Below are 20684 nucleotides of genomic sequence, written 5' to 3'. Positions count from 1 at the left end.
CGTCCGACGCCCCCTCGCCCGGCATGCTGCGACCGGCCAGGCTGCGCCCGCGGGACATCGTCAAGGTGGGGGCGGTGGGCTTGCGGACCAGGCCGCTCAGGGCGTTCCTGTCCGCGCTCGGCATCGCCATCGGCATCGCGGCGATGATCGGGGTCGTGGGGATCTCGTCCTCGTCGCGCGCCGAACTCGACCGCACGCTCGCCACCTTGGGCACCAATCTGCTGACCGTGTCCCCCGGGTCGACGATGACCGGTGACGCCGCCCAGTTGCCCGAGGACGCCGAGGCGATGGTGGGCCGGATCGGCCCGGTGGAGTCGGTCTCCGCGGTCGGTTCGATCGAGGGGGCGAAGGTCTACCGCAGCGACAAGATCCCCGAGGTGGAGACGGGTGGTCTGGCCGCCTACGCCGTGCGTGAGGATCTGCCGGCCACCGTGGCGGCTGAGGTCGCCAGTGGGGTCTGGCTGAACACCGCCACCAGCCGCTACCCGGCGACCGTCCTCGGTGCGTCGGCGGCCGAGCGGCTCGGGCTCGGCCGCGCCGGGCCCAGGACCCGGGTGCTGATCGGCGGGGAGTGGTTCACCGTGGTCGGCATCCTCAAGCCGGCCGCCCTCGCTCCCGAACTGGACACGGCGGCACTGGTGGGCTGGTCGGTCGCCCGTGCCGAGCTGGGATTCGACGGACGCCCGACGACCGTCTACGCCCGGGCCGAGAAGGGAGCGGTCGCGGACGTACGCGCGGTGCTCGGACCCAGCGCGCATCCCGTGGCTCCCAACGAGGCGGAGGTCTCACGGCCGTCGGACGCACTGGCCGCCGAGCAGGCGGCGGGGAAGGCGTTCACCGGGCTGCTGCTGGGACTCGGTGGGGTGGCGCTGCTGGTCGGCGGGGTCGGGGTCGCGAACACCATGGTGATCTCGGTGCTGGAGCGCAGGGCCGAGATCGGTCTGCGCCGCTCGCTGGGGGCGACTCGGGGACAGATCCGCACGCAGTTCCTCGCCGAGTCGCTCCTGCTCTCGGCCCTGGGCGGCGCCGGTGGCGCGGTGCTGGGGTCGGCTGTGACGGCCGGCTTCGCCACCTACCAGGGGTGGCCCGTGGTGGTGCCCGTGTGGGCACTGCTCGGGGGGATGGGGGCGACCCTCGCGATCGGTGCGGTGGCCGGACTCTACCCGGCCGTACGAGCCTCCCGGCTCGCTCCCACCGAGGCCCTGGCCTCGCCGTAGCACCCGGTCATCGGAGGCCGCTCGGGCGGCGGGGCGGCCTCCGTTCGACGAAGGACTCCGGACACACGAACGGGGGCGGATGGCTCCATTGCCATCCGCCCCCGTCGCTACACCTGAAGGTCAGGACTGAACGCTGTCCTTGTCGTCGTCCTTGACCGGGGTCTCGCCGGCCTCGACAGCCTCGGCCGCTTCCCGCTCGGCCTGCTTCTTGGAGGCGATCAGACTGGTGATGGTGGTCACGATCAGCACACCGCAGATGACGGTGAGCGAGAACGGAATGGAGATCTCGGGGACGTGCACCCCGTTCTCGTGCAGTGCGTGGAGCACCAGTTTGACGCCGATGAAGCCGAGGATCACCGACAGGCCGTAGCTGAGGTGGACCAGCCTCTTCAGCAGACCGCCGATGAGGAAGTACAGCTGGCGCAGACCCATCAGGGCGAACGCGTTGGCCGTGAAGACGATGTACGGGTCCTGGGTCAGACCGAAGATCGCCGGGATGGAGTCCAGGGCGAAGAGGATGTCCGTGCTGCCGATAGCGAGCATGACGACCATCAGCGGGGTCAGTACACGCTTGCCGTTGACCTGGATGAAGAGCTTCGTGCCGTGGTAGCGGTCGGCGACGCCGAACTTCTTCTCGATCGACTTCAGGAGGCGGTTCTCCTCGAAGTCGTCCTCCTCCTCATCGGCACGTGCTTCCTGGATGAGCTTCCAGGCGGTGTAGATGAGGAACGCACCGAAGATGTAGAAGACCCAGGAGAAGCTGGCGATGATGGCCGCGCCGGCCGCGATGAAGATGGCGCGCAGCACCAGGGCGATCAGCACACCGATGAGCAGCACTCGCTGCTGGAGGTGTGAGGGCACCGAGAACTTCGCCATGATCAGCACGAAGACGAAGAGGTTGTCGACACTCAGCGACTTCTCGGTGATGAAGCCCGCGAAGAACTCTCCGGATGCCTGGCTCGTGCCGAAGATCATCAGGCCGATGCCGAACAGGATGGCTAGCGCGATCCAGACGATCGTCCAGATTCCGGCTTCTTTGATCGACACGTCATGGGGCTTGCGCCCGATGAAGAAGTCGACCGCGATCAGGGCTGACAGACCGAGGATGGTCAGCAACCACAGGTTGAATGAAACGTCCACTGCGCCTCCGGCGTCGTACGGCTCTTTGCTCAGCGTCGTCGCTGCCGGAGGTCTCTTCCACCCGGGCGGTCCTAGCCGCTCAGGCCGACGCCCCGGGACCAATGGTGATCCGTACTGACGGGTACGTCGCAGGCCGGGAATACTCCCCTCCGCTCACAGGAGCTTACAGTAGCCCCAAGGAAAGGTAAAGAGGATGGTAAAGGGAGGTTCAAATCCCCTGCTCAGACGGGGCCTCTTGGTCATGACCACGATGTCGCCGACCGATGTCGCCCATCCTGAACCCTCCCGCGGTTGCGCCGCGTGATCGAGCTGCGGCTGACTGTGCTCCTGTGCAGCACGCCGCCCTTCGACTGCTCGTACGGCTTCGCACCCACCAGCCATCTCCACCCATGCGGTACCGGTGTGTCCGGCACCGTATCCGATGGTCAAGGAGCGACGACGGACTTACGCCAAAAGGGGCAGCGACCCCCCGGGGCGGCGTCCGTTCGACGCGCTCCCCGAGGTGACCCACGGGTGCCCCGGGCCAGCCCCCGCAAACGCCCACCAACGCAGGTCGGCCCGGAGATGGCCCGGGAGGGCCAGCTCCTCAGCGCCCCCAGGTGCGGCGGGCGGCCGTGACCTGATCCAACACCTGGCGCAGCACGGCACTGCCCGGCGGAATCGTCGGAGGCTGATAGGTCCACGCATGACGCACCCACGGGTCGGCCAGATGATCGTCCGGCACGGGGGTGATCCGCAGCAGCGCACGCCACAGGGGGTCGAGCACCGGCCCGTAGGCGCTGGCGTCCTCACGGTCGGCGACCATCATCAGATGAACACCCACCGCCGGCCCCTCATCGGCCAGATAGCGCAACTGGGTGACCGCACGATCGTCGAAACCGTGGGGGAAGTCATGGACGATCAGTAGTTGCTCGGCCGTGTCGAGGTCCGGTGGGAGCGCGTCCGGAGCACCGCCGCGCACCGCCATGGTGACCAGGTCGACCCGCTGGGTGAGCTTCGCCAGCGTCTCGCTCACTCCCTGGGCACCGGCAGCCGGTGGGTTCGCCAGCACTCCGGACTCGACGAGTGGCGCGAGGGAGGCGGCGGCGGTCCCCGCGGGGTCAATCGCATGCACGGTGAACTCACCGGGTGGATAGACCGCGAGCAATCGAGCGGCGTGGGCCACCGCGCAGTCCATGGCCAGCCGTTTCAACTGGGCCTCGTCCAGCATCAGCGCGGCTTCCCCACCCCCACGCCCGCTGTCGACCCACAGACCGCGCTCCAACGGGAGCCTGACCAGGAACGGAATACGCATTTCCGGGCTCTCGGGCAGCTGGAGATCGCCCAGCCGCAACGCCATGGGAGTCTCCATGGGCACCCGGTAGGCGTGCCAGACCGGGTTGTCCCAACGCGCGTATGCGGGCGGTAGCGCCGGCTCGACGACATCGGACTCGGCGGTGAGCTGGGCGAGATCCCGGTCGAGCGCCTGCCGCGCCTGCGCGGTCAACTCTTCGCACTTGGCACGGGCAGCAGCCCTGGCCGCGTCCCCCGCACCCCCGATACGACTGCGGGGGTCGGACAGGGCCTGGTCGAGCTCCTGGTCGAGCCGGGACTCGGCGAACTCGACGGCGCTGCGGTACGCGGCGACCGAGCGGGCGAAGTCCTCGAACATGCCCCAGATCTGGTTGTAGAGGCGCTCCTCCATGGACCAGCCGGTGGCGTCCCCCGCGACCGGCTGTGCGGGCTGGCCCGGCTCGCCGGCAGGCGCCGTGGGAGGCGGCGGGGGCGGTGCGGAGCGCCTACGGGGATGGGCGTAGTCGATGGGCCCGCCCGCGCCGGTGGGGGTGGGCTGGGTGTCCGAGACTCCGGAACCGGAGGAAGCACTTGCCCCCGACAGACCCTGTGGAATGGTGGGCTCACCGCTGCTGGGCGGCTGTGGCGCGGGCGGTGCCGGGGGCTGGAGCGTGTATCCGCCGTCGTGGGCACCGCTGGTACGCAACTCCGCGGGCTCCGTTCGTGGCGCGGGTGCCACGGCTGCCGCCTGGATCTCGGCCGCCCGCTCCCGGGCCTGTGGAAGTCCCTGGTCGCCGAGCAGTTGGGCGAGGCCACCCGCGTACCCCTGACCGACGGCCCGCACCTTCCAGGCACCCTGGCGCCGATACAGCTCGACCGCGACGAGAGCGGTCTCCGCCTCCAGGCCGGTGATGGTGAAACTGGCCAGCTCGTCGCCGTGCTGGCCGATCACGGCGAGGAAGGGCGCGGCCGTGGCACCGAAGTGCGCCGGTCCCGCGGTGCCGTCGGGGAGCGCCAGAAGCAGGTGCACCTGGTGCACGGCGGTCGGCACGGCATCCAGATCGACGGAGAAACGGGGTGCGTCGGTGGTCGCACGGGACACCTCGACCCCGGGCACGGCGGGCGCTCCGGGGTGGGCGAGCTCCTCGCCCCGTACGCATCCCTGGTCATCGGAGCAGGTGACGCAGGCCAACAGCGGGTGTCCGGCCGACACCCGGATCTCCAGGCGGGATTCGGGCAGTGGATGGTTCTGCCCCCGGACCAACTCGGCGGTCATCGCCTTCGTCCCCTCGGTGCTCTGCGGTGGTGCGCGGTGGTCGGTACCGCGCCCTCAATGTCGACTATCACGCGGTGTTCGGGTCTGCGGTGCTGCGGGTACTGCGGGATTCTCTCTCTTTCGCACGGAGGCGCCGATGGTGGCCACCGCCGCTCGGGGCGCAATGCCCTCGCCCGGTCGAGCCGCGCGGGCGCCGGGATCGACCCGCCCCCTCGCGACGACGGCGATCGTGCCGCCGGCAAGCGCTACAGCTCCCGGCGGCCGATGCCTCCGGGAGCTGCATGTCCATCCGTGCGCCCTGCACGGAGCCCTGCGGGCCCGGCCCTTAGAGATGCGGCAGGATCGAGGGCATCAGGTCCTGGAAAGTCCGCCCGTTGGCGGGGTTGCCCAGGGCGGTCATCTGCCAGCCGTCGTCACCCTTGCTCCGGTGCACCTTGGCCATGATCTGCGCGGTGTAGTTGCCGCCGCCGTCCAGGGTGTAGCGGGCGAGCTCCTGGCCGTTCGTTTCGTCGACGAGACGACAGAAGGCGTTCTGCACCTCTTGGAACGTCTGGCCGCCGAACGAGTTGACCGTGAAGACGATCTGGTCGATGTGGACGGGCACCCTCTGGAGGTCCACCAGGATCGCTTCGTCGTCGCCGCCCGAACCGGCACCGCCGACGAGGTTGTCTCCCGTGTGCTTCACCGAGCCGTCATCACTGACGAGGTGGCGGAAGAAGACCACGTCCACCGGCTGCTTGTCGGCGAAGAGCACCGCCGAGGCATCGAGGTCGATCTCCTTGGTGCGCGAGCCGAACAGACCGCGGCGCGCCGCCGCCTGCCAGCCAAGCCCCATCCGCACAGCCGTGAGGGTGCCCCCGTCGCTCTTCCGCAGGCTGATGGCCTGACCCTTGGTCATGTTGACCGTCACGCGCTGTCCCCTTCTTCCTGTTCATCGATGTGCAGCCACCCATACGGGTGGCTGCCCAGCACCCTACGCAGTCACCTCAACGGCGCGGCACAATTGGCCAGTATTTGTGTCGTTCTTGCAACACAGCAGGTACGTGGCCCGTGCGACGTGCCTGGTGGGGCGTGCCCACCGCTCTCCCGCACCTCAGGGAGCGCACATCTCAGACCAGCCCCGCTTCCTTCATCTGACGCAGTTCCTTCTTCAGTTCCCCGACCTCGTCCCTCAGCCGGGCGGCCACCTCGAACTGGAGGTCGGCGGCGGCTGCCCGCATCCGCTCGGTCATCTCCTCGATGATCCCCGCGAGTTCGGCGGCGGGTCGGTCGGTCAACTGGGTGTCCTTGGCACCGCGCTTCCCCTTGCCCTTGCCCGCGAGTGCCGGGACCGGGGCCTTGGCGCCCTTGCCGGGTGTCGGTTTGCGGTAGTCCGTACCGAGCAGTTCCTCGGTGTCGACTTCCTCGCGTGCAATGGTGGCGACGATGTCGTTGATCTTCTTCCGCAGCGGTTGGGGATCGATGCCCCGCTCGGTGTTGTAGGCGACCTGCTTCTCGCGGCGACGGTTGGTCTCGTCGATGGCCTTCGCCATGGCCGCGGTGATCTTGTCCGCGTACATATGGACCTGGCCGGAGACGTTGCGCGCCGCGCGGCCGATGGTCTGGATCAGCGAGGTCCCGGACCGCAGGAAACCTTCCTTGTCCGCGTCGAGGATCGCCACCAGGGAGACCTCGGGCAGGTCGAGCCCCTCCCTCAGGAGGTTGATGCCCACCAGCACGTCGTACTCGCCGGCACGCAGCTCGCGCAGCAACTCCACTCGGCGCAGGGTGTCCACGTCACTGTGCAGGTAGCGCACCTGGATGCCCAGTTCGAGGAAGTACTCCGTGAGGTCCTCGGCCATCTTCTTGGTGAGCGTGGTGACCAGGACCCGTTCGTCCTTCTCGGTGCGCAGGCGGATCTCGTGGACCAGGTCGTCGATCTGCCCTTCGGTGGGCTTGACGACGACTTCGGGGTCGATCAGCCCGGTCGGGCGGATGATCTGCTCCACGAAGCCGTCACCACGGGAGAGCTCGTAGGTACCGGGAGTGGCGGACAGATAGACGGTCTGCCCGATCCGCTCGGTGAACTCCTCCCACTTCAGCGGCCGGTTGTCGAGCGCGGACGGCAGTCGGAAACCGTGGTCGACCAGGGTGCGCTTCCGGGAGGCGTCCCCCTCGTACATCGCGCCGATCTGGGGCACGGTCACATGGGACTCGTCGATGACCAGCAGGAAGTCCTCGGGGAAGTAGTCGAGGAGGGTGTTCGGCGGGGAACCGGGGTCACGGCCGTCGAAGTGCATCGAGTAGTTCTCGATGCCGGAGCAGGAGCCGATCTGGCGCATCATCTCGATGTCGTAGGTCGTGCGCATCCGCAGTCGCTGGGACTCCAGCAGCTTGCCCTGCTTGTCGAGGTCGGTCAGACGCGTTTCGAGCTCCTGCTCGATGCCGTTGACGGCCCGCTCCAGACGCTCCGGCCCCGCCACGTAGTGGGTGGCCGGGAAGACGTAGAGCGACTGATCCTCGCTGATGATCTCGCCCGTGAGCGGGTGGAGGGTGGAGAGCGCCTCGATCTCGTCGCCGAACATCTCGATCCGGACCGCGAGCTCCTCGTAGACCGGGAAGATCTCGATGGTGTCACCCCGGACCCGGAAGGTGCCGCGGGCGAACGCCACGTCATTGCGCGTGTACTGAATGTCGACGAAGCGGCGCAGCAGCTGGTCACGGTCGACCTCCTCGCCCACTTTGAGGGGCACCATCCGGTCGACGTACTCCTGCGGGGTCCCCAGGCCGTAGATGCAGGAGACGGAGGCGACGACCACCACGTCGCGCCGGGTCAGCAGCGAGTTCGTCGCGGAGTGGCGCAGCCGCTCGACCTCCTCGTTGATCGAGGAGTCCTTCTCGATGTAGGTGTCCGACTGGGGGACGTACGCCTCTGGCTGGTAGTAGTCGTAGTACGAGACGAAGTACTCGACGGCGTTGTTGGGGAGCAGCTCGCGGAACTCGTTCGCCAACTGGGCGGCCAGGGTCTTGTTCGGCGCCATCACCAGGGTGGGCCGCTGGAGCTTCTCGATCATCCATGCGGTGGTCGCCGACTTGCCGGTACCGGTGGCGCCGAGCAGGACCACGTCCTTCTCGCCCGCACGGACGCGGCGCTCCAGGTCGGCGATGGCCGTGGGCTGGTCACCACTGGGCTGGAAGGGACTGACGACCTCGAAGGGCGCCACCGAACGTTCGATCTTGGAAACGGGCCGCATGGATCCACCGTACGACCCGCCACTGACATCCGGGCGCCTGACCGCTCGCCGACCGCCCTGCGCCCAGGGGCGCACGAGTGGTCGGCGAGGCGATCAGTGCTGGTCAGTGACGGTGCGGAGGGTTTCCATCGCCGGCGATCCAGGGTGTCTGGGGCTCCACAGCCGATGTCGGCTGCTCGCCGTTGCGCGCGCCCGTCCCGGGTGCACCGGCGAGATGCGCCGCCGCCTGCGGTGGGATCGGTTCGGCGGCCGGGGGGACAGCGGCGTGCAGGCCCTGGGAGGGGAGCGGCCAGTCGTCCTCGACGCGCCTCGTGCCGAAGGCGGAGAAGGGCGCCGCGGGCCGCGGCTCGACGCCTCGCGGCTGCCACTCGACGGACGGCTCGGACGGGGAAGCCTGGGCTGGCCTGTCCAGCGCTGACACGTCCCGCGGCGACGGTCGGCCCACCGTCCGGAGCCCGGTATCGCGCCAGGCGTCGGGCGCCTGTCCGAACAGGGACGGGTTCACGCGCCCCACGGAGTCGTCGGAGCGCCCTTGCGCCTTGTCGCCGAGCCGATTCCGGTCGGGCTCCCCCATCACCAACTGGGGGTCGAACATCACGACCACTCCGGCCAGCAGGAGGAAGACGAGCGGGCCGAGGAGCATGGGAGCGAGGATGCTGGCCGGAGAGTCACCGGTCGCGGCGCTGCCCGTCGTCCCGTGCAGATGGACGCTGACCGATGCCATTCCGGTGTAGTGCATCCCGGTGACGGCGACACCCATCACGAGACTGGCGCCGAGGCTCGCCATGAAGCCGTGGACGGAGACCGCGGCCCACAGCGCGGCGGTCGCCGCCACGACCGCGATCACCACGGAGAGGATCACGATGGGCGTGCTGTACGCGATCGTGCCCTCCATCCGCATGCCGGCCATGCCGAGGTAGTGCATCGAGGCCACCCCGAGACCGGTGATGGTGCCTCCCGTGAGGAGCGCCATCACGGTCGCTCCCCGGTAACCCACGATGAAGATGCCGATGCCGACCATCACGATCGCGACGACGAGACTCGCGAAGGTGATGGATCGGTTGTAGGTGACCGGGGCCTCGGCGACGGTGAACCCCATCATGGCGATGAAGTGCATCGTCCAGATGCCGGAGCCGATGGAGGTTGCGCCGAGGGCCAGCCATCCTGGCTTGTACGAGCCGGTGCCATGCACCGACCGCGTGGTGCAGCGCAGCCCGAGTGCCGATCCGAGGCAGGCCATGATGAATGCCACCACGGGTGTGACCAGCCCGTAGCTGAAGCCGTCCAGTGTTCCCTGCATGTCCTGCGTCCCTTGTTACTTGTGGTCTCGGCGAACTCCTGGCGGTGGCCCCTGACCGCTGGTGGAACGTCTTTTCAAGGGACGAGACTATGCCCAACACGTCGATGGACAAACATATGGGTACAAGATCGAAAGCAAGCGAGATGCCTGAGTGGAAGCATCTGTGCGCATTTGTTCATGTTTCAGTAGTGCACTGAGTGACGTGCGTTGGTCTGCCCTGGCCTGTATTGAGTCGATGAGGCGTTTGCACGCCTCCACGAACGACCGAGCATCGTCAGGAGTCAAGGTGTTTTCACGTCATGCCACAGCAACCACCCTCGCCCTGCTGGGAATCGGCGCTTCCTTCACCCTCGCCCCACTGGCCCAGGCCGATCAGGCGCCCTCCCGGACAGGAGCCGTCACGGCCTCGGGGAGTGGACCGTCGGTGATCGCCCACCGGGGCGCCTCCGGATACGCCCCGGAGAACACCCTCGCAGCCGTCGACCTCGCCGACGACATGGGCTTCGACTGGGTGGAGAACGACGTCCAACGCACCCGCGACGGCCAACTCGTCGTCGTCCACGATGAGACCTTGGCGCGGACGACGGACGTCGAGCAGCGATTCCCCGACCGTGCGCCCTGGCGGGTCCGCGACTTCACCGGCGCGGAGATCGCCACCCTCGACGCCGGCAGTTGGTTCGGCCAGAAGTGGACCCATGCCCGGGTGCCCACGCTGCGGCAGTACCTCGACCGCGTCGACCGCAACGGACAGAAGCTCCTGCTGGAGATCAAGCGCCCCGAGCTCTACCCGGGCATCGAGAAGGACACCCTGCGGGTGCTGCGCCAGGAGGGCTGGCTCGACCGCTCGCACATCCGCGGCAGGTTGGTGATGCAGAACTTCAGCGCGGACAGCGTGAAGACCGTCCACCGCCTACGACCCGACGTCATCACCGGGTTCCTCGGCACACCGCCCGTCGCCGAGCTGCCCTCGTACGCCGCCTTCACCGACCAGATCAACCCCGCCGCCTCATCGGTGACGGCCGACTACGTCGCCTCCGTACAGCGGCTCAAGGGCGCGCACGGCGCCCCGCTGAAGGTGAACATCTGGACCGTCAACGACGCCGCAACAGCCGTCCGGATGAGCGAGTTCGGCGTGGACGGCATCATCACGGACCGGCCGGACGTCGTACGGGACGCCGTGGACTCGTGACACCGCGGACCAACGCGCACTGATGACGGGCCCGGCGGACAGCACCTCGTACGCCGGGCCCACCAGGCGTCCGCCGGATCCGCAGCGCATCCGGGCAGCACTGTCAGGGCGCTGCCCTACCCTCCGGGCATGAGCATGAACGGCGTGTACATACGCCTGACTCCTTCCGAACTCACCCGGGCGCTGCACGACCCCGCCTGGGCCATGGAGTACGTGGACGGGTTGCTGGAGGCGGAGTCCGACCTCGAACAGCTACCGTCGACCGCGCGCAGTCATCGCACGCACGGGACGTGGCACGCCCTGCACTTCCTGCTGCGGCGTCGGGGCTTTCCCGTCGACATCGTCCACGGTGAGGAGGAGATGCCCGGCACGCAGGACCGGGGAGGACACGGCCCGCCGCGCTGGGTGACCCCCGACCGGGTCCGCATCGCCGCCGATGCCCTCTCGGCACTCACCCCGGCCGAACTGATCGAAGGGGTCACCCCGGGGCAGCTCGCCGACGCGGGCGTCTACCCGATCTCCCAATGGGCCGACGAACACTCCCTGGGGCTGGTGACCGGCGTCTACCCATCTCTTGTGGCCTTCTTCAGGACCACGGCCCTGCGAGGTCACGCCCTTCTCGTCTGGGTCGACTGACGAGGGACCGGCTCCGAGCAGCGGGGTGGGGTGCCCGGGACGGCGTCACACTGCACGCTCTTCGAACGGCGTCGCCGTGGCGCCCATGAGCCGCTACGGCCGGAAACCCGAGGCGACTGAGATGTCAGTGGTGCGCCGTAACGTGGTTCACATGAAGACCTTCGAGTGGACCGTCCTCGACACGCGCGTCGGACCGCTGCTGTTGGCCGCCACCGAGGACGGCCTGGTCAGTGTCGTGTTCCATGCCGAGCGATCAGTGCAGGACAGGGCGCTGGGCGAGTTGTCCGACAGACTGGGCGCCCAGCCCGTGGCGGAAGGGGCGAAGCTGCTCGCCGAGCCCGTGCGGCAGTTGGACGCGTACTTCGCGGGGAAGCCGATCGACTTCGCGCTGCCCCTCGACTGGTCGCTGTCCAGCGGGTTCAACCGCGAAGTGCTGCGTGAACTGGCGTCCACCGTCTCCTACGGCACGGTGGTGGGATACGGAGACCTCGCTTCCCGGGTCGGCCAGCCCGGCGCCGCACAGGCCGTGGGCGCGGCCATGGGGTCCAATCCCCTGCCGGTGGTGGTGCCCTGCCACCGGGTGGTGGAGTCCGGGGGGAAGCTGGGCGGATTCAGCGGTGGTCTGGAGACCAAGCGCCAGTTGCTGGCGCTGGAGGGTGTGCTCCCGGAGCCGCTGTTCTAGGACCGGTCCCGCCGCCCAGGACCGCTTCCCTGACCGGGACCGCTCCCTGACCATCGCGAAGGCTGGGCTCGACATCGTGGACATCGTGGACGTCACGGGTTCCGGTCCCCGGTCCCGTTCGCGTGCCCTGGCGGAGGAACGGGGGCGATGCCCTCCGGGGGACGTCTCTCAAGGTCGGACCGGAAGATATTCCTTTGTCATATCTCCTGGCAGACTGCGCGGGTGAGTACCAGTCCTGACCTACCCGGCATATCCGGCGCCTCCGAGCCACCCGCCTCGTCCCCCGGCATCCCGCCCACTCCCGAGCCGTCCGATCAAGCACTGATCGCGCTGCGACGCCGTACCACCACCGTCCTGGTCATCAGCCAGATCCTCGGTGGACTCGGCGTTGCCATCGGGGTCGCCCTGGCCGCGGTGCTCGCCGAGCGACTGAGCGGTACGGAAGCACTCGCGGGACTGGCTCCCACCGCCACCGTCGCCGGCACCGCGGTGCTCTCCCTGCCGCTGGCCTCGTTGATGGCATCCCGCGGCAGACGCCCGGGCCTCGTGCTCGCCTATCTGATCGGAGCGGCGGGCGGCGGCGTGGTGGTGCTGGCCGCGGCGATCGACAACTTCCCCCTCCTGCTCCTCGGCATGGCCGCCTTCGGCGCCGGTTCTCTGGCCACCCTCCAGGCCCGCTTCGCCGCCGCCGACCTCGCCCTGCCCGAACGGCGGGGTCAGGCGATCTCCAATGTGGTCTGGGCCACGACGGTCGGAGCGGTACTCGGGCCCAACATCGCCGCGCCCGCCGGTCGCAGCATCTCCGGTCTCGGCCTTCCCTCCGAAGCCGGACCGTTCGTCTGGGCCGCCGCGGTGTTCCTCCTGGCGGCGCTCCTCGTTCATGTGCTGTTGCGCCCCGATCCACTGCTGACCGCCCGCGCGATGTCTCCCGGGGAATCCTCCTCGGCGGGGCGCTCCCTACGGTCCGGGATCGAGGCGGTCCGGGAGTCTTCCATGGCCAAACTGGCGCTGGTGACGGTCACCGTGTCGCACACCGCCATGGTGGCGATCATGTCGATGACCCCGGTCGCCCTCAGCCACCACGGCGCGGACATCGAACTGATCGGACTGGTCATCAGCGGCCACATCGCCGGCATGTACGCCTTCTCGCCGGTGATGGGCTGGTTGGCCGACCGGTTCGGGAGGATCTCGGTGATCGGCCTCGCCGTCGGTCTGCTCTCGCTCGCGGCCCTGTTCGCCGGTACGGCCGGGTCGAGCCATACCCGCATCGCCGTCGGTCTCTTCCTGCTGGGCCTCGGCTGGTCGGCCGGTGTGGTGTCCGGCTCGGCGTTGCTCACCGATTCGGTGTCACCCGCTTCCCGGGCCGCAGTGCAGGGGCTGTCCGACCTGGTGATGAGCGCTGCGGCGGGTATCGGCGGGGTCTGCGCCGGGTTGATCGTCGCCCAGGCCGGATACGGCTGGTTGAACGCGGTCGGCGCCTGTCTCCTGCTCCCGATGGCCGCGTTGGCCGTTCGCCGGGCGATGCGCTGACTGAGCAGCAGCGGCACCGCTCCGGGCCGGCACGGAGCCAAGAGCCGACCGCCCCATCGACACCATCGACCGGTGAATGTCCAGCCCGACGGTCCGGAAACGACTCACTCGGGCTTGCGGAAGCCGCTCCAGGCGGGATGGCGCGGGTCGTCAGCGTGGACTACCGCGTCGGCCAGGTCCCCGGGGGCGACCTCCTCCTCGTACCGTTCCAATGCGGGCAGTGTCCAGCGTTCGGCCTCGTCCGTACGCCGTCGCAGGGCTCCCGATGAGAGCCGCAGATGCAGGGACACGTCGAAGGGAAATCCCTGGCCGAGCAGTAGTGGACCGTGCAGGAGCAGCACTCCGCCCGCGGGCAGTCCTACTCGCGCGCTACGGGTCGCCCGGTCCGTGATGGGATCCCAGAGGTCGGGCAGAACGAGCCCGCTGCCTCCGCGCTCCAGCGGACCGAAGACCTCACGCCAGAGCGCCCCCGCATCAAACCAGTCGTTGTAGTACGCGTCGGGGTCGGTACGTCCGTACTCATACCGGAGCGATGCGGGACGCAGAAAGCCCGCTGTGCTCACCCCGAGGGTCGCTCGGCCGCGCAACCGCAGTTCCCGTCCGATCCTCGCGCCCAACTCCCCGCCCCCTGCGACGAAGGAACCGTCCAGTGCGATGCGGAGCCAGGGACTGCCGTCCGCAGCTGAGATGCCCATGGTGTGGTCCGCCACGGCAGCGGCCAATCGCTCCCAGGTGATCGCTTTGAGTTGCACCGGTCCATCTTCGGCCACGGCACTGGGCCGAACCCAGTTGCCGTGGCGCGGGGAGAGTACGGGCACCTACTCGTCGAACCAGGTCGGTGCCTCGGTGTTCACCGCGAGGGGGCTGCCGTGGGGCAGCAGATACGTCACGTACAACACCACCGGCACACTTCCCGTGTTCCGTCCGATGTGGCGGTGTTCGGGCCCCGACGGTTCTATGAACACCGAACCTGCGGGGGTGACTTCGACCGACCGGTCCTGAAGCGTGCGGGTCAAGGTGCCCGAGGTGACAACGGTGAGGAGTTGGCCGTGATGGTAGTGCCATCCGGTGGAGCCGCCCGGGGCGATCGTGATCGTGCGCACGATCACATCGGTTCGCCCGGTGGCCCTGAGTTTCACGGTCCCCTGGGTGACTCCGTGCGCAAGGACCGTGCCCACGAGACCGCTACCGGACGCAGCACTCACCGCGGACGGTGAAGCAGCGGCGATCGTCCTGTGTCGGCTGCCCCCCATCACCAGCGCACCGCTCGTCCTTCCATGACGTCCAGCGCTCGCCAGCATGTCCTCGAACCCCATGAAAGCCTCCAACTTCTGCCCGGGAAGATGCGGCCGTGCACACCCGTCCGCCCGGGTGTCTCGCCAAAACGACGTCACGCTATTCGAGAAGGGACCGTCCGAAAAGGACGCGTGTCAGCGATGGGGGCACGGATAGGTCATCGGGCTCTGGCCAGCGCGAACAGCCGAAAAAGGAGCGGGTCCGAAGGCGTAGCCGGCCTTCGGACCCTTGGTTTCCGCCCATCTTGCACGCCGGCGCATTGAAGAACCCGAGTCAGTCATTATGTCGTCGCGTCCTGCCTTTGGACCACCGCACATCGAGCTGTGCGGACCGGACTTGAACCGGTATTTCGACGTCCGAGGGCTCGGGCCCGGTCGATCCGACGATCGGCGGAGAATGCTGAACCTAGAGGAATAATCTGAGTCTGACGGCGGCTGCCTCTACCGGACTTGGGCTACCGCGACCCGTACAACGAGTGCCGCGGGGAGGATTCGAACCTCCACTGGAACCGCACCATCACGACAAGCCTCAGTTTCAGCTTGCGCTCCTCGCGCACCCCGCCCGCTCAACAGCGGACGGGGAGTCATCACGGCTGCCCGTTCAACCGAACAGGTAGCCGAAAACTGCGTCACCCACCCGCTGGTCGGTGACATCGGCGCCATTGGCCTCCTCGCGGGCGAACTTCACGGCCTGCTGCAACTTCTCCACCCGTTCCAGCAGTTCGTTCACACGCCGCGCGGGCAGTGCGCCGGAGAACTTCACCGTGGTCCAGTAGCCGACCGGAATGTCCTCGTAGTACACCTCGACCTGTGCCGGGTGCTTCTCGGTCGCCTCCGCCTTCACATGGTTGCGGGGGACCTTCTTCGTACGCACGGTACGGACGACTTCCGTCTTCCAGGCGTCCGTCGAAGGGTCCTGCGTCCAGGACTCGGATGCGTCGAGGACGGGCAGTTTGCGCACGAAGGTGTTGATGTCCGTGAGCTGCTTCTCCAGGAAGAGCAGATAGGAGACGGGCACGTCACTCACGATCACCCGCCCATCCACGGAGACATCCGCGCGGGCGGTGCAGTTGGCCCAGTCCTTGGTGGCGGTCACATCGAAGAGCCGGGACAGCGTCTTCGACGTCTCGCGCAGCACATCCTCGGCCTTGACCTGCACCCTCGTCGACTCGGGCGGCAGCTGCTCGCCCTCCTCGTCCTTCGGCTGGTAGGTACGCGAGATGCCGGCGAGCAGCGCAGGTTTCTGAAGCCCGTGATGGGCGGCGGTCAGGTCCTGATGGGTCTTGGACTTGACGCCCTTCTCCACTGCGATGATCTGGTTTAGTTTCGCCACGTCGATCAAGCTATCAAGACCATCTTGTGGGCTCGACCGATTATCGCGATCCCTGTCGGATCGTCATCTTCCGATCGCTCTCCGGATCGTCGTCCCGGGGTTGCACGACCTCTCACCCTTCAACGTCCCTTGGGGAGCAAGCACCATGGAGACAGCCGTCATCGCGGTCATCGGCACGCTGCTCGGCTCGGTGGTCACCCACTTCTTCCAGCGCCGGACGACAGAGCGCACGGCGGAGCTGACCCGTGCCGAACAACTGCGCCAGGAGCGGATCTCCGCCTACAGCGCCTTCGCCGGGGCGTTGGTGGACTACCGGCGGGGACAGAACGACCGCTGGCACCGAGCTCGGGAGACCCCGGGCAGTTCGGCCGCCGAAGAGGCTCGGATCGACTCGTACCGCTTGCGCTCCAGCGCACATCAGGCATGGATCAGGGTGCAGTTGGTGTGTGACGACATCAAGGCACTGGAGCTGGCGGCGGCGGCCTTCGAAGTGACCAATTGCATGCATGAGGCACCTGACGAGGACGACCGCTCGCAGCGGTCGGAGCAGGCCCGCGAGACCCTGTCGGAGTTCATCGGGGCCGCCGCTCCGAGCGTTCGCTGAACACCCGGAACCGGGCCCCGCCTTCGGCCGCGCACCCAGGGGACTGTGGGCGCAGCCGTGCCACGCCCTCCCGATGGCCGGTCGTCCACCGCCATGGGGAGGAGCGCTGGCGCTTCCCTACCGAGGTGGCAGGTCCTTTCAGGCCCCCGTGCGACGGGCTCGGTGGAAGAGCACGGCCCCACCGAGCATCAGGGCTGCTCCCACGGGCACCGCGTATCCGATCCCGTCGGCACCGGTGTGGGCCAGGGCGTCGTCCGTCTCGGTGTCCACCGAGACCACGGGCTTGGTGGGCTTCTCGACGACTCGGGTGACGGGCTTCTCCACCGGCTTGGTCGGCGGGACCACCGGCTTCTCCACCACGGGCGGAGGCTTGGGGCCCGTGGGCTCGGACGGCCCGTTGACCGAGGTGTTGCCGATCGCCGGATTGCCGATGCCGACGACGTTCACGGAATTGCCGCTGACGTTCACCGGGAGATCGATCGGCAGCTGAATGCCGTTGCCGGAGATCACACCGGGGGAACCCTTGGCGATACCGCTGGCGACGGCGCCTCCCGGGGCTTGGCCGTTGCTCGACGTCTGACCGCCGGGAGCGGTGCTGCCGGTCTGAGAAGAACCGCCGGAGGTGTTCGCGCAGGTGTTGCCCGCGGTCGGGTTGAGCAGTCCGACCACGTTGACCGTGTTCCCGCAGACGTTGAGGGGAACGTGGATCGGAAGCTGGATCGTGTTGCCCGCGATCACACCCGGCGAGCCGATCGCCGCGCCATTGGCGGTCGAGTCGGCGTGTGCGTGTCCCGCCAACGCCAGCGCGCCGCCCGTGAGCATCACGGTGGCGAGCCCCTTTCGATGAAGCTGCCTCATCGGATCCTGCCTTCAGGAGAACTTCTCGGGCACTCGCCCGCATCCCGGACAACGATGCTCAAAGGCCGATTGGATCCGGATCCCTACTCGTTTCACCCCATCGAGTGTGCGCCTGTTCGAACCGGGCTCCCGCAGTCATGAGCGGTACGGCAGGGCCGCCTCACCGTGTGGCGTGCGCTCCTGATCGGCTACCGATCCTCGGGATTCGGCGGAATCTGCGGACGGGGAGCGCAGGTCGAGACGGTTGACCCGCGAGGGAGTAGGGCGAGGGCGCTCAGGGCGGACGGGCGGGCCGTCAGTAGCGGACGGGGAGCGCCAACAGCCCCCGGGACCGGATCGACGGTCGCCACCTGAGCGAGCCCTCGTCGGTGTTCAGCGCCAACAGGGGGAAGCGTTCCAGCAGTGCGGTCAGTGCGATCTCCAACTCCAGTCGGGCCAGATGAGCACCGAGGCAGTGGTGGAGGCCATGGCCGAGCGCGACATGGCCCTGGGCGTCCCGATCGAGGTCGATCCGGTCCGGTTCGGGGAAGCGGCTGGGGTCTCGATTGGCGGCAGCCAGGCAGAGCATGACCGTCTCGCCGGCCGGCACGGTCACTTCGCCGATCGTCAGATCGACGATGGGGAAGCGACGGATGGCCAGCAGTGCGGACCCTTCGTACCGCATGAACTCGTCGACCGCCGCGGTGACCTTGACGGGGTTCTGTCGCAGTTCCGCGAAGAGCCGGGGGTCGCGGAGCAGGGCGAGAACCGATGTGCCGATGACGTGGACGGTGTTCTCGTATCCCACGAAGAGGATGAGGAACACGAGCGAGGTCAACTCGTCCTCGCTGAGACGGTCAGTGCCGTCGGGGCCCGGCTCGTCGCGGACCGCGATCAGTGCGGAGAGGAGGTCATCAGCGGGCTCTCGACGCTTGTGCTCCAGGAGGTCCCGCACATAGGCGATCAGCTGGCCGACGGCATTCCTGGCGGCGTCGGGGCGCGCCGGGTCGGGCAGCAGCAGGGCGTCCGTCCACACCCGGAAGTCCCGCCGTGCCTCCCGGGGCACGCCGAGGAGTTCGCAGATGGCGTTGATGGGGAGCGGGGCCGCATAGGAGGCGATCAGCTCTGTCTGACCATCGGTCGCGATGCCGTCGAGGAGTTCGTCGGCGATATGACGGATCGGTTCTCTCAACTGCTCGATGCGCCGTGCCGTGAAGGTCTTGGTGACCAGACGTCGGATACGGGTGTGATCCGGGGCGTCCATGTTGAGCAGGTTGGCGTCGAGGGCGGGAGGGAGTCGGAAGCCGCGATATCCACCGGGAGTTCCGTTCCGCTTGTCCAGGGACAGCTGGGGGTTGGCGAGCGCCTCGCGCACATCGTCGTAGCGGGTGACGATCCAGACGGGCAGTCCGTCCGGGCCCACTGTACGGTGCACCGGTGTGGATTCCCTGAGCCTGTCGTAGACGGCGTAGGGACGGGTCAGGAACTCGTGCGTCAGATCGTCCAGGGCCATGGAGCCACCTTAGGGAAGGTCATCGACGCAGCTGACCAATCCCGCGGAGCGAACCGTACGAACGACCAAATTGCGCCGGCCAGTGGCGGGTCCACTGCTCGTGGGTCACTTCGCTCAGCGGCAGGGTGTCGGCCTCCCTCGTGTCGGGACAGGACGGGCTTCCCGGAGCACACGATGTGGCCCGGTGATCCCGTGTGCCCGGACCTTGGCCCTCGACCTCTCGTCGGCGTCCCCGAAGGATGGGGCTCAGCCGCCCAACAGGGTGTTGAGCACCTCGACCGGGTCGGAGCTCGGTGTCCCACGCGGCCACCAGTCGTCCCGGCCCGCATCGGACTCATATCCGTACCAGAGGCCATCACGACCGTATCTGAGCTGGAGGGTCGCGGTGGACAGATGGTTGTCGCGGGGGCGGAAATCCGGGAACCCGGCGGCTACCAGGGCCGGTCGGGCCCGGTCGAACGGACCGGCCGGCGGATCCCAAGCGGACTCCAACACGGTCAGCGCTGACGATCCGCCCTGCCGCCAGGCTGCCACCGCCCGGGCGATGGTCGTGGGAGTACGCCCCGTGGCCGCGGCCAACTCCCGGTACAGGGCGCGGGAGGAGGCCGTGAGCCCCGAACCCGGATGGGCAGCTGCCAGCCGGACCGCGTCCTGCCATGCGGTCAAGGGCGCGATCGGATCGACGCCCGTGGTGAGCAGGGCATGCGCACGCGCGGTGGCCTCCGTGGCGAGGAGGTCCAGCGCCAGCGGATCGGGGGCACCGGGTGCTTGAGGGTATGCGGGTGGCCGCCCGGGGGCTGCCGGGAGCGGGAAGGGGGGCGGGAGCATGGGGAGTGGGCCTCGGGCGAGCGCCTCACGAATGTCGACCGTGGGGAACGGGCCGGCGTCCGCTGCTCGCTGTGCGGCGGATCGGGTGGCGTTGCGCTGAGAGATCGCTGCGAGGAGTTCGCGCTCCCCCATGCCCCGCATCAGGAAGAGCACCAGCGGGTCTTGGTCGAGCAGTCGCCCGGTTTGGTAGCAGAGCGCGGCGGCGTGCTTGCAGGGGAAGCCGTCGTCGGGGCAGGAGCAGTCGGGAATCAGATCACCTGCGGCGGGGAGGAGGTCCGCAATGGATGCGAGTACGTGCGGGACGTCCTTGTCGAGGAGGGCGGCGATGTGTTCGGGGCGGGCTGCCACTGCGGCGAGGAGGTCGGCCCACTCGTCGTCCCCGAGGGTGCGCAGGCGGATCTCCGTCCGGTAGGGGCGGGGGCGACTGCCATGGACGTAGGCGGTGACCCGCCCTGGGGTGATCGTGATCGAGTCGACGAGACCGCGACCTGCGTATGCCCGGCCGCGGGTGAGTCTGGCCTGGTCGAGCGCGGTGTCCTCCAGGGCCTCGACCCAGGCGTGGCCCCACCAGCTGGACGCGGCCTGTGTGCCGGTCAGTGGTTCCGGAGCGGGAAAGGTGCGACGCCGGTCGTCGTGCCGAGCGGCCGTGGGTGCGGTGCGCCGTCCTCGTGTGCCTCGGGGGTCCCGCACGGGGAGTGGTTGCCCTGGATGCTCGTGCCCTTGGTGCTCCTGCTGTTCTTGGCGCCCGTGCTGTTCCTGCTGCTCCGGTCGCTGCTGCTGTCCGGATCGGGGGCGACCG

General features: G+C 68.4%; 16 protein-coding genes and 1 pseudogene. 6 read left to right on the top strand and 11 right to left on the bottom strand.

Annotated features, from left to right (window positions below; translation table 11 throughout):
• Nucleotides 1–23: 23 nt before the first annotated feature.
• Nucleotides 24–1217 carry an ABC transporter permease gene (locus tag ACFXJL_RS15165; RefSeq protein ID WP_384692719.1) on the top strand — a complete coding sequence of 398 codons (1194 nt, stop codon included), beginning with the start codon at nt 24–26 and terminating at the stop codon, nt 1215–1217.
• Between the two features lie 120 nt (nt 1218–1337).
• Here the strand turns inward: ACFXJL_RS15165 and ACFXJL_RS15160 are convergent, their stop codons facing one another.
• From ACFXJL_RS15160 to ACFXJL_RS15140, 5 genes and pseudogenes are all read right to left on the bottom strand, one after another.
• A complete protein-coding gene (locus ACFXJL_RS15160) occupies nt 1338–2357 on the bottom strand; it encodes a TerC/Alx family metal homeostasis membrane protein (RefSeq protein WP_358877678.1) in 1020 nt (339 codons plus the stop codon).
• Between the two features lie 586 nt (nt 2358–2943).
• Nucleotides 2944–4905 carry a TerD family protein gene (locus tag ACFXJL_RS15155; RefSeq protein WP_384692496.1) on the bottom strand — a complete coding sequence of 654 codons (1962 nt, stop codon included), beginning with the start codon at nt 4903–4905 and terminating at the stop codon, nt 2944–2946.
• Nucleotides 4906–5230: 325 nt separating this feature from the next.
• On the bottom strand, nt 5231–5815 hold the full coding sequence (locus ACFXJL_RS15150) for a TerD family protein (protein WP_329017121.1): 585 nt from the start codon (nt 5813–5815) through the stop codon (nt 5231–5233).
• A 199-nt stretch (nt 5816–6014) separates the two neighbouring features.
• Nucleotides 6015–8138 carry an excinuclease ABC subunit UvrB gene (gene uvrB / locus ACFXJL_RS15145; RefSeq protein ID WP_384692493.1) on the bottom strand — a complete coding sequence of 708 codons (2124 nt, stop codon included), beginning with the start codon at nt 8136–8138 and terminating at the stop codon, nt 6015–6017.
• 559 nt (nt 8139–8697) lie between these two features.
• Nucleotides 8698–9438: pseudogene (locus ACFXJL_RS15140) on the bottom strand (MHYT domain-containing protein); the annotation flags it as partial.
• Nucleotides 9439–9724: 286 nt separating this feature from the next.
• On the opposite strand from ACFXJL_RS15140, the gene ACFXJL_RS15135 reads away from it, so the two are divergent.
• From ACFXJL_RS15135 to ACFXJL_RS15120, 4 genes are all read left to right on the top strand, one after another.
• Nucleotides 9725–10627 carry a glycerophosphodiester phosphodiesterase gene (locus tag ACFXJL_RS15135; RefSeq protein WP_384692490.1) on the top strand — a complete coding sequence of 301 codons (903 nt, stop codon included), beginning with the start codon at nt 9725–9727 and terminating at the stop codon, nt 10625–10627.
• A gap of 129 nt (nt 10628–10756) precedes the next feature.
• The gene (locus ACFXJL_RS15130; RefSeq protein ID WP_358877681.1) at nt 10757–11263 is read left to right on the top strand and encodes a YfbM family protein; all 507 of its coding nucleotides are present in this window, start codon (nt 10757–10759) and stop codon (nt 11261–11263) included.
• Nucleotides 11264–11414: 151 nt separating this feature from the next.
• Nucleotides 11415–11945 (top strand): methylated-DNA--[protein]-cysteine S-methyltransferase, encoded by a 531-nt coding sequence (locus tag ACFXJL_RS15125; RefSeq protein WP_358877682.1) that lies wholly within the window; start codon nt 11415–11417, stop codon nt 11943–11945.
• Between the two features lie 147 nt (nt 11946–12092).
• Entirely contained in the window at nt 12093–13475 is a 1383-nt protein-coding gene (locus ACFXJL_RS15120) for an MFS transporter (protein WP_384637599.1), read from the top strand.
• Nucleotides 13476–13579: 104 nt separating this feature from the next.
• On the opposite strand, the gene ACFXJL_RS15115 is transcribed toward ACFXJL_RS15120, so the two are convergent.
• The 3 genes from ACFXJL_RS15115 to ACFXJL_RS15105 all read right to left on the bottom strand — a co-directional run bounded on the left by ACFXJL_RS15115 (nt 13580) and on the right by ACFXJL_RS15105 (nt 16103).
• Nucleotides 13580–14227, bottom strand: coding sequence for a uridine kinase (locus ACFXJL_RS15115; protein ID WP_384692485.1), 648 nt, complete (start codon nt 14225–14227; stop codon nt 13580–13582).
• A gap of 66 nt (nt 14228–14293) precedes the next feature.
• Nucleotides 14294–14728, bottom strand: a complete 435-nt coding sequence (locus ACFXJL_RS15110; RefSeq protein ID WP_358877778.1) for a cupin domain-containing protein — start codon at nt 14726–14728, stop codon at nt 14294–14296.
• Between the two features lie 643 nt (nt 14729–15371).
• A complete protein-coding gene (locus tag ACFXJL_RS15105; protein ID WP_384637593.1) occupies nt 15372–16103 on the bottom strand; it encodes a hypothetical protein in 732 nt (243 codons plus the stop codon).
• A 145-nt stretch (nt 16104–16248) separates the two neighbouring features.
• Here ACFXJL_RS15105 and ACFXJL_RS15100 point away from each other — a divergent pair, with 145 nt between their 5' ends.
• On the top strand, nt 16249–16707 hold the full coding sequence (locus ACFXJL_RS15100; protein WP_329017138.1) for a hypothetical protein: 459 nt from the start codon (nt 16249–16251) through the stop codon (nt 16705–16707).
• A gap of 138 nt (nt 16708–16845) precedes the next feature.
• On the opposite strand, the gene ACFXJL_RS15095 is transcribed toward ACFXJL_RS15100, so the two are convergent.
• The 3 genes from ACFXJL_RS15095 to ACFXJL_RS15085 form a co-directional block, all read right to left on the bottom strand.
• Entirely contained in the window at nt 16846–17565 is a 720-nt protein-coding gene (locus ACFXJL_RS15095) for a chaplin (RefSeq protein ID WP_358877685.1), read from the bottom strand.
• Between the two features lie 295 nt (nt 17566–17860).
• Nucleotides 17861–19057, bottom strand: coding sequence for a cytochrome P450 (locus ACFXJL_RS15090; RefSeq protein ID WP_384692480.1), 1197 nt, complete (start codon nt 19055–19057; stop codon nt 17861–17863).
• Between the two features lie 246 nt (nt 19058–19303).
• Nucleotides 19304–20575: an SWIM zinc finger family protein gene (locus ACFXJL_RS15085; protein WP_384692716.1), complete on the bottom strand. Its 1272-nt coding sequence runs from the start codon at nt 20573–20575 to the stop codon at nt 19304–19306.
• Between the last annotated feature and the right edge of the window lie 109 nt (nt 20576–20684).

The sequence above is a fragment of the Streptomyces sp. NPDC059256 genome (assembly GCF_042753785.1).
Taxonomy (GTDB): domain Bacteria; phylum Actinomycetota; class Actinomycetes; order Streptomycetales; family Streptomycetaceae; genus Streptomyces.
The sequence above is the reverse complement of the archived record's forward strand: the minus strand, read 5'-3'. Positions and strand labels throughout refer to the sequence as shown.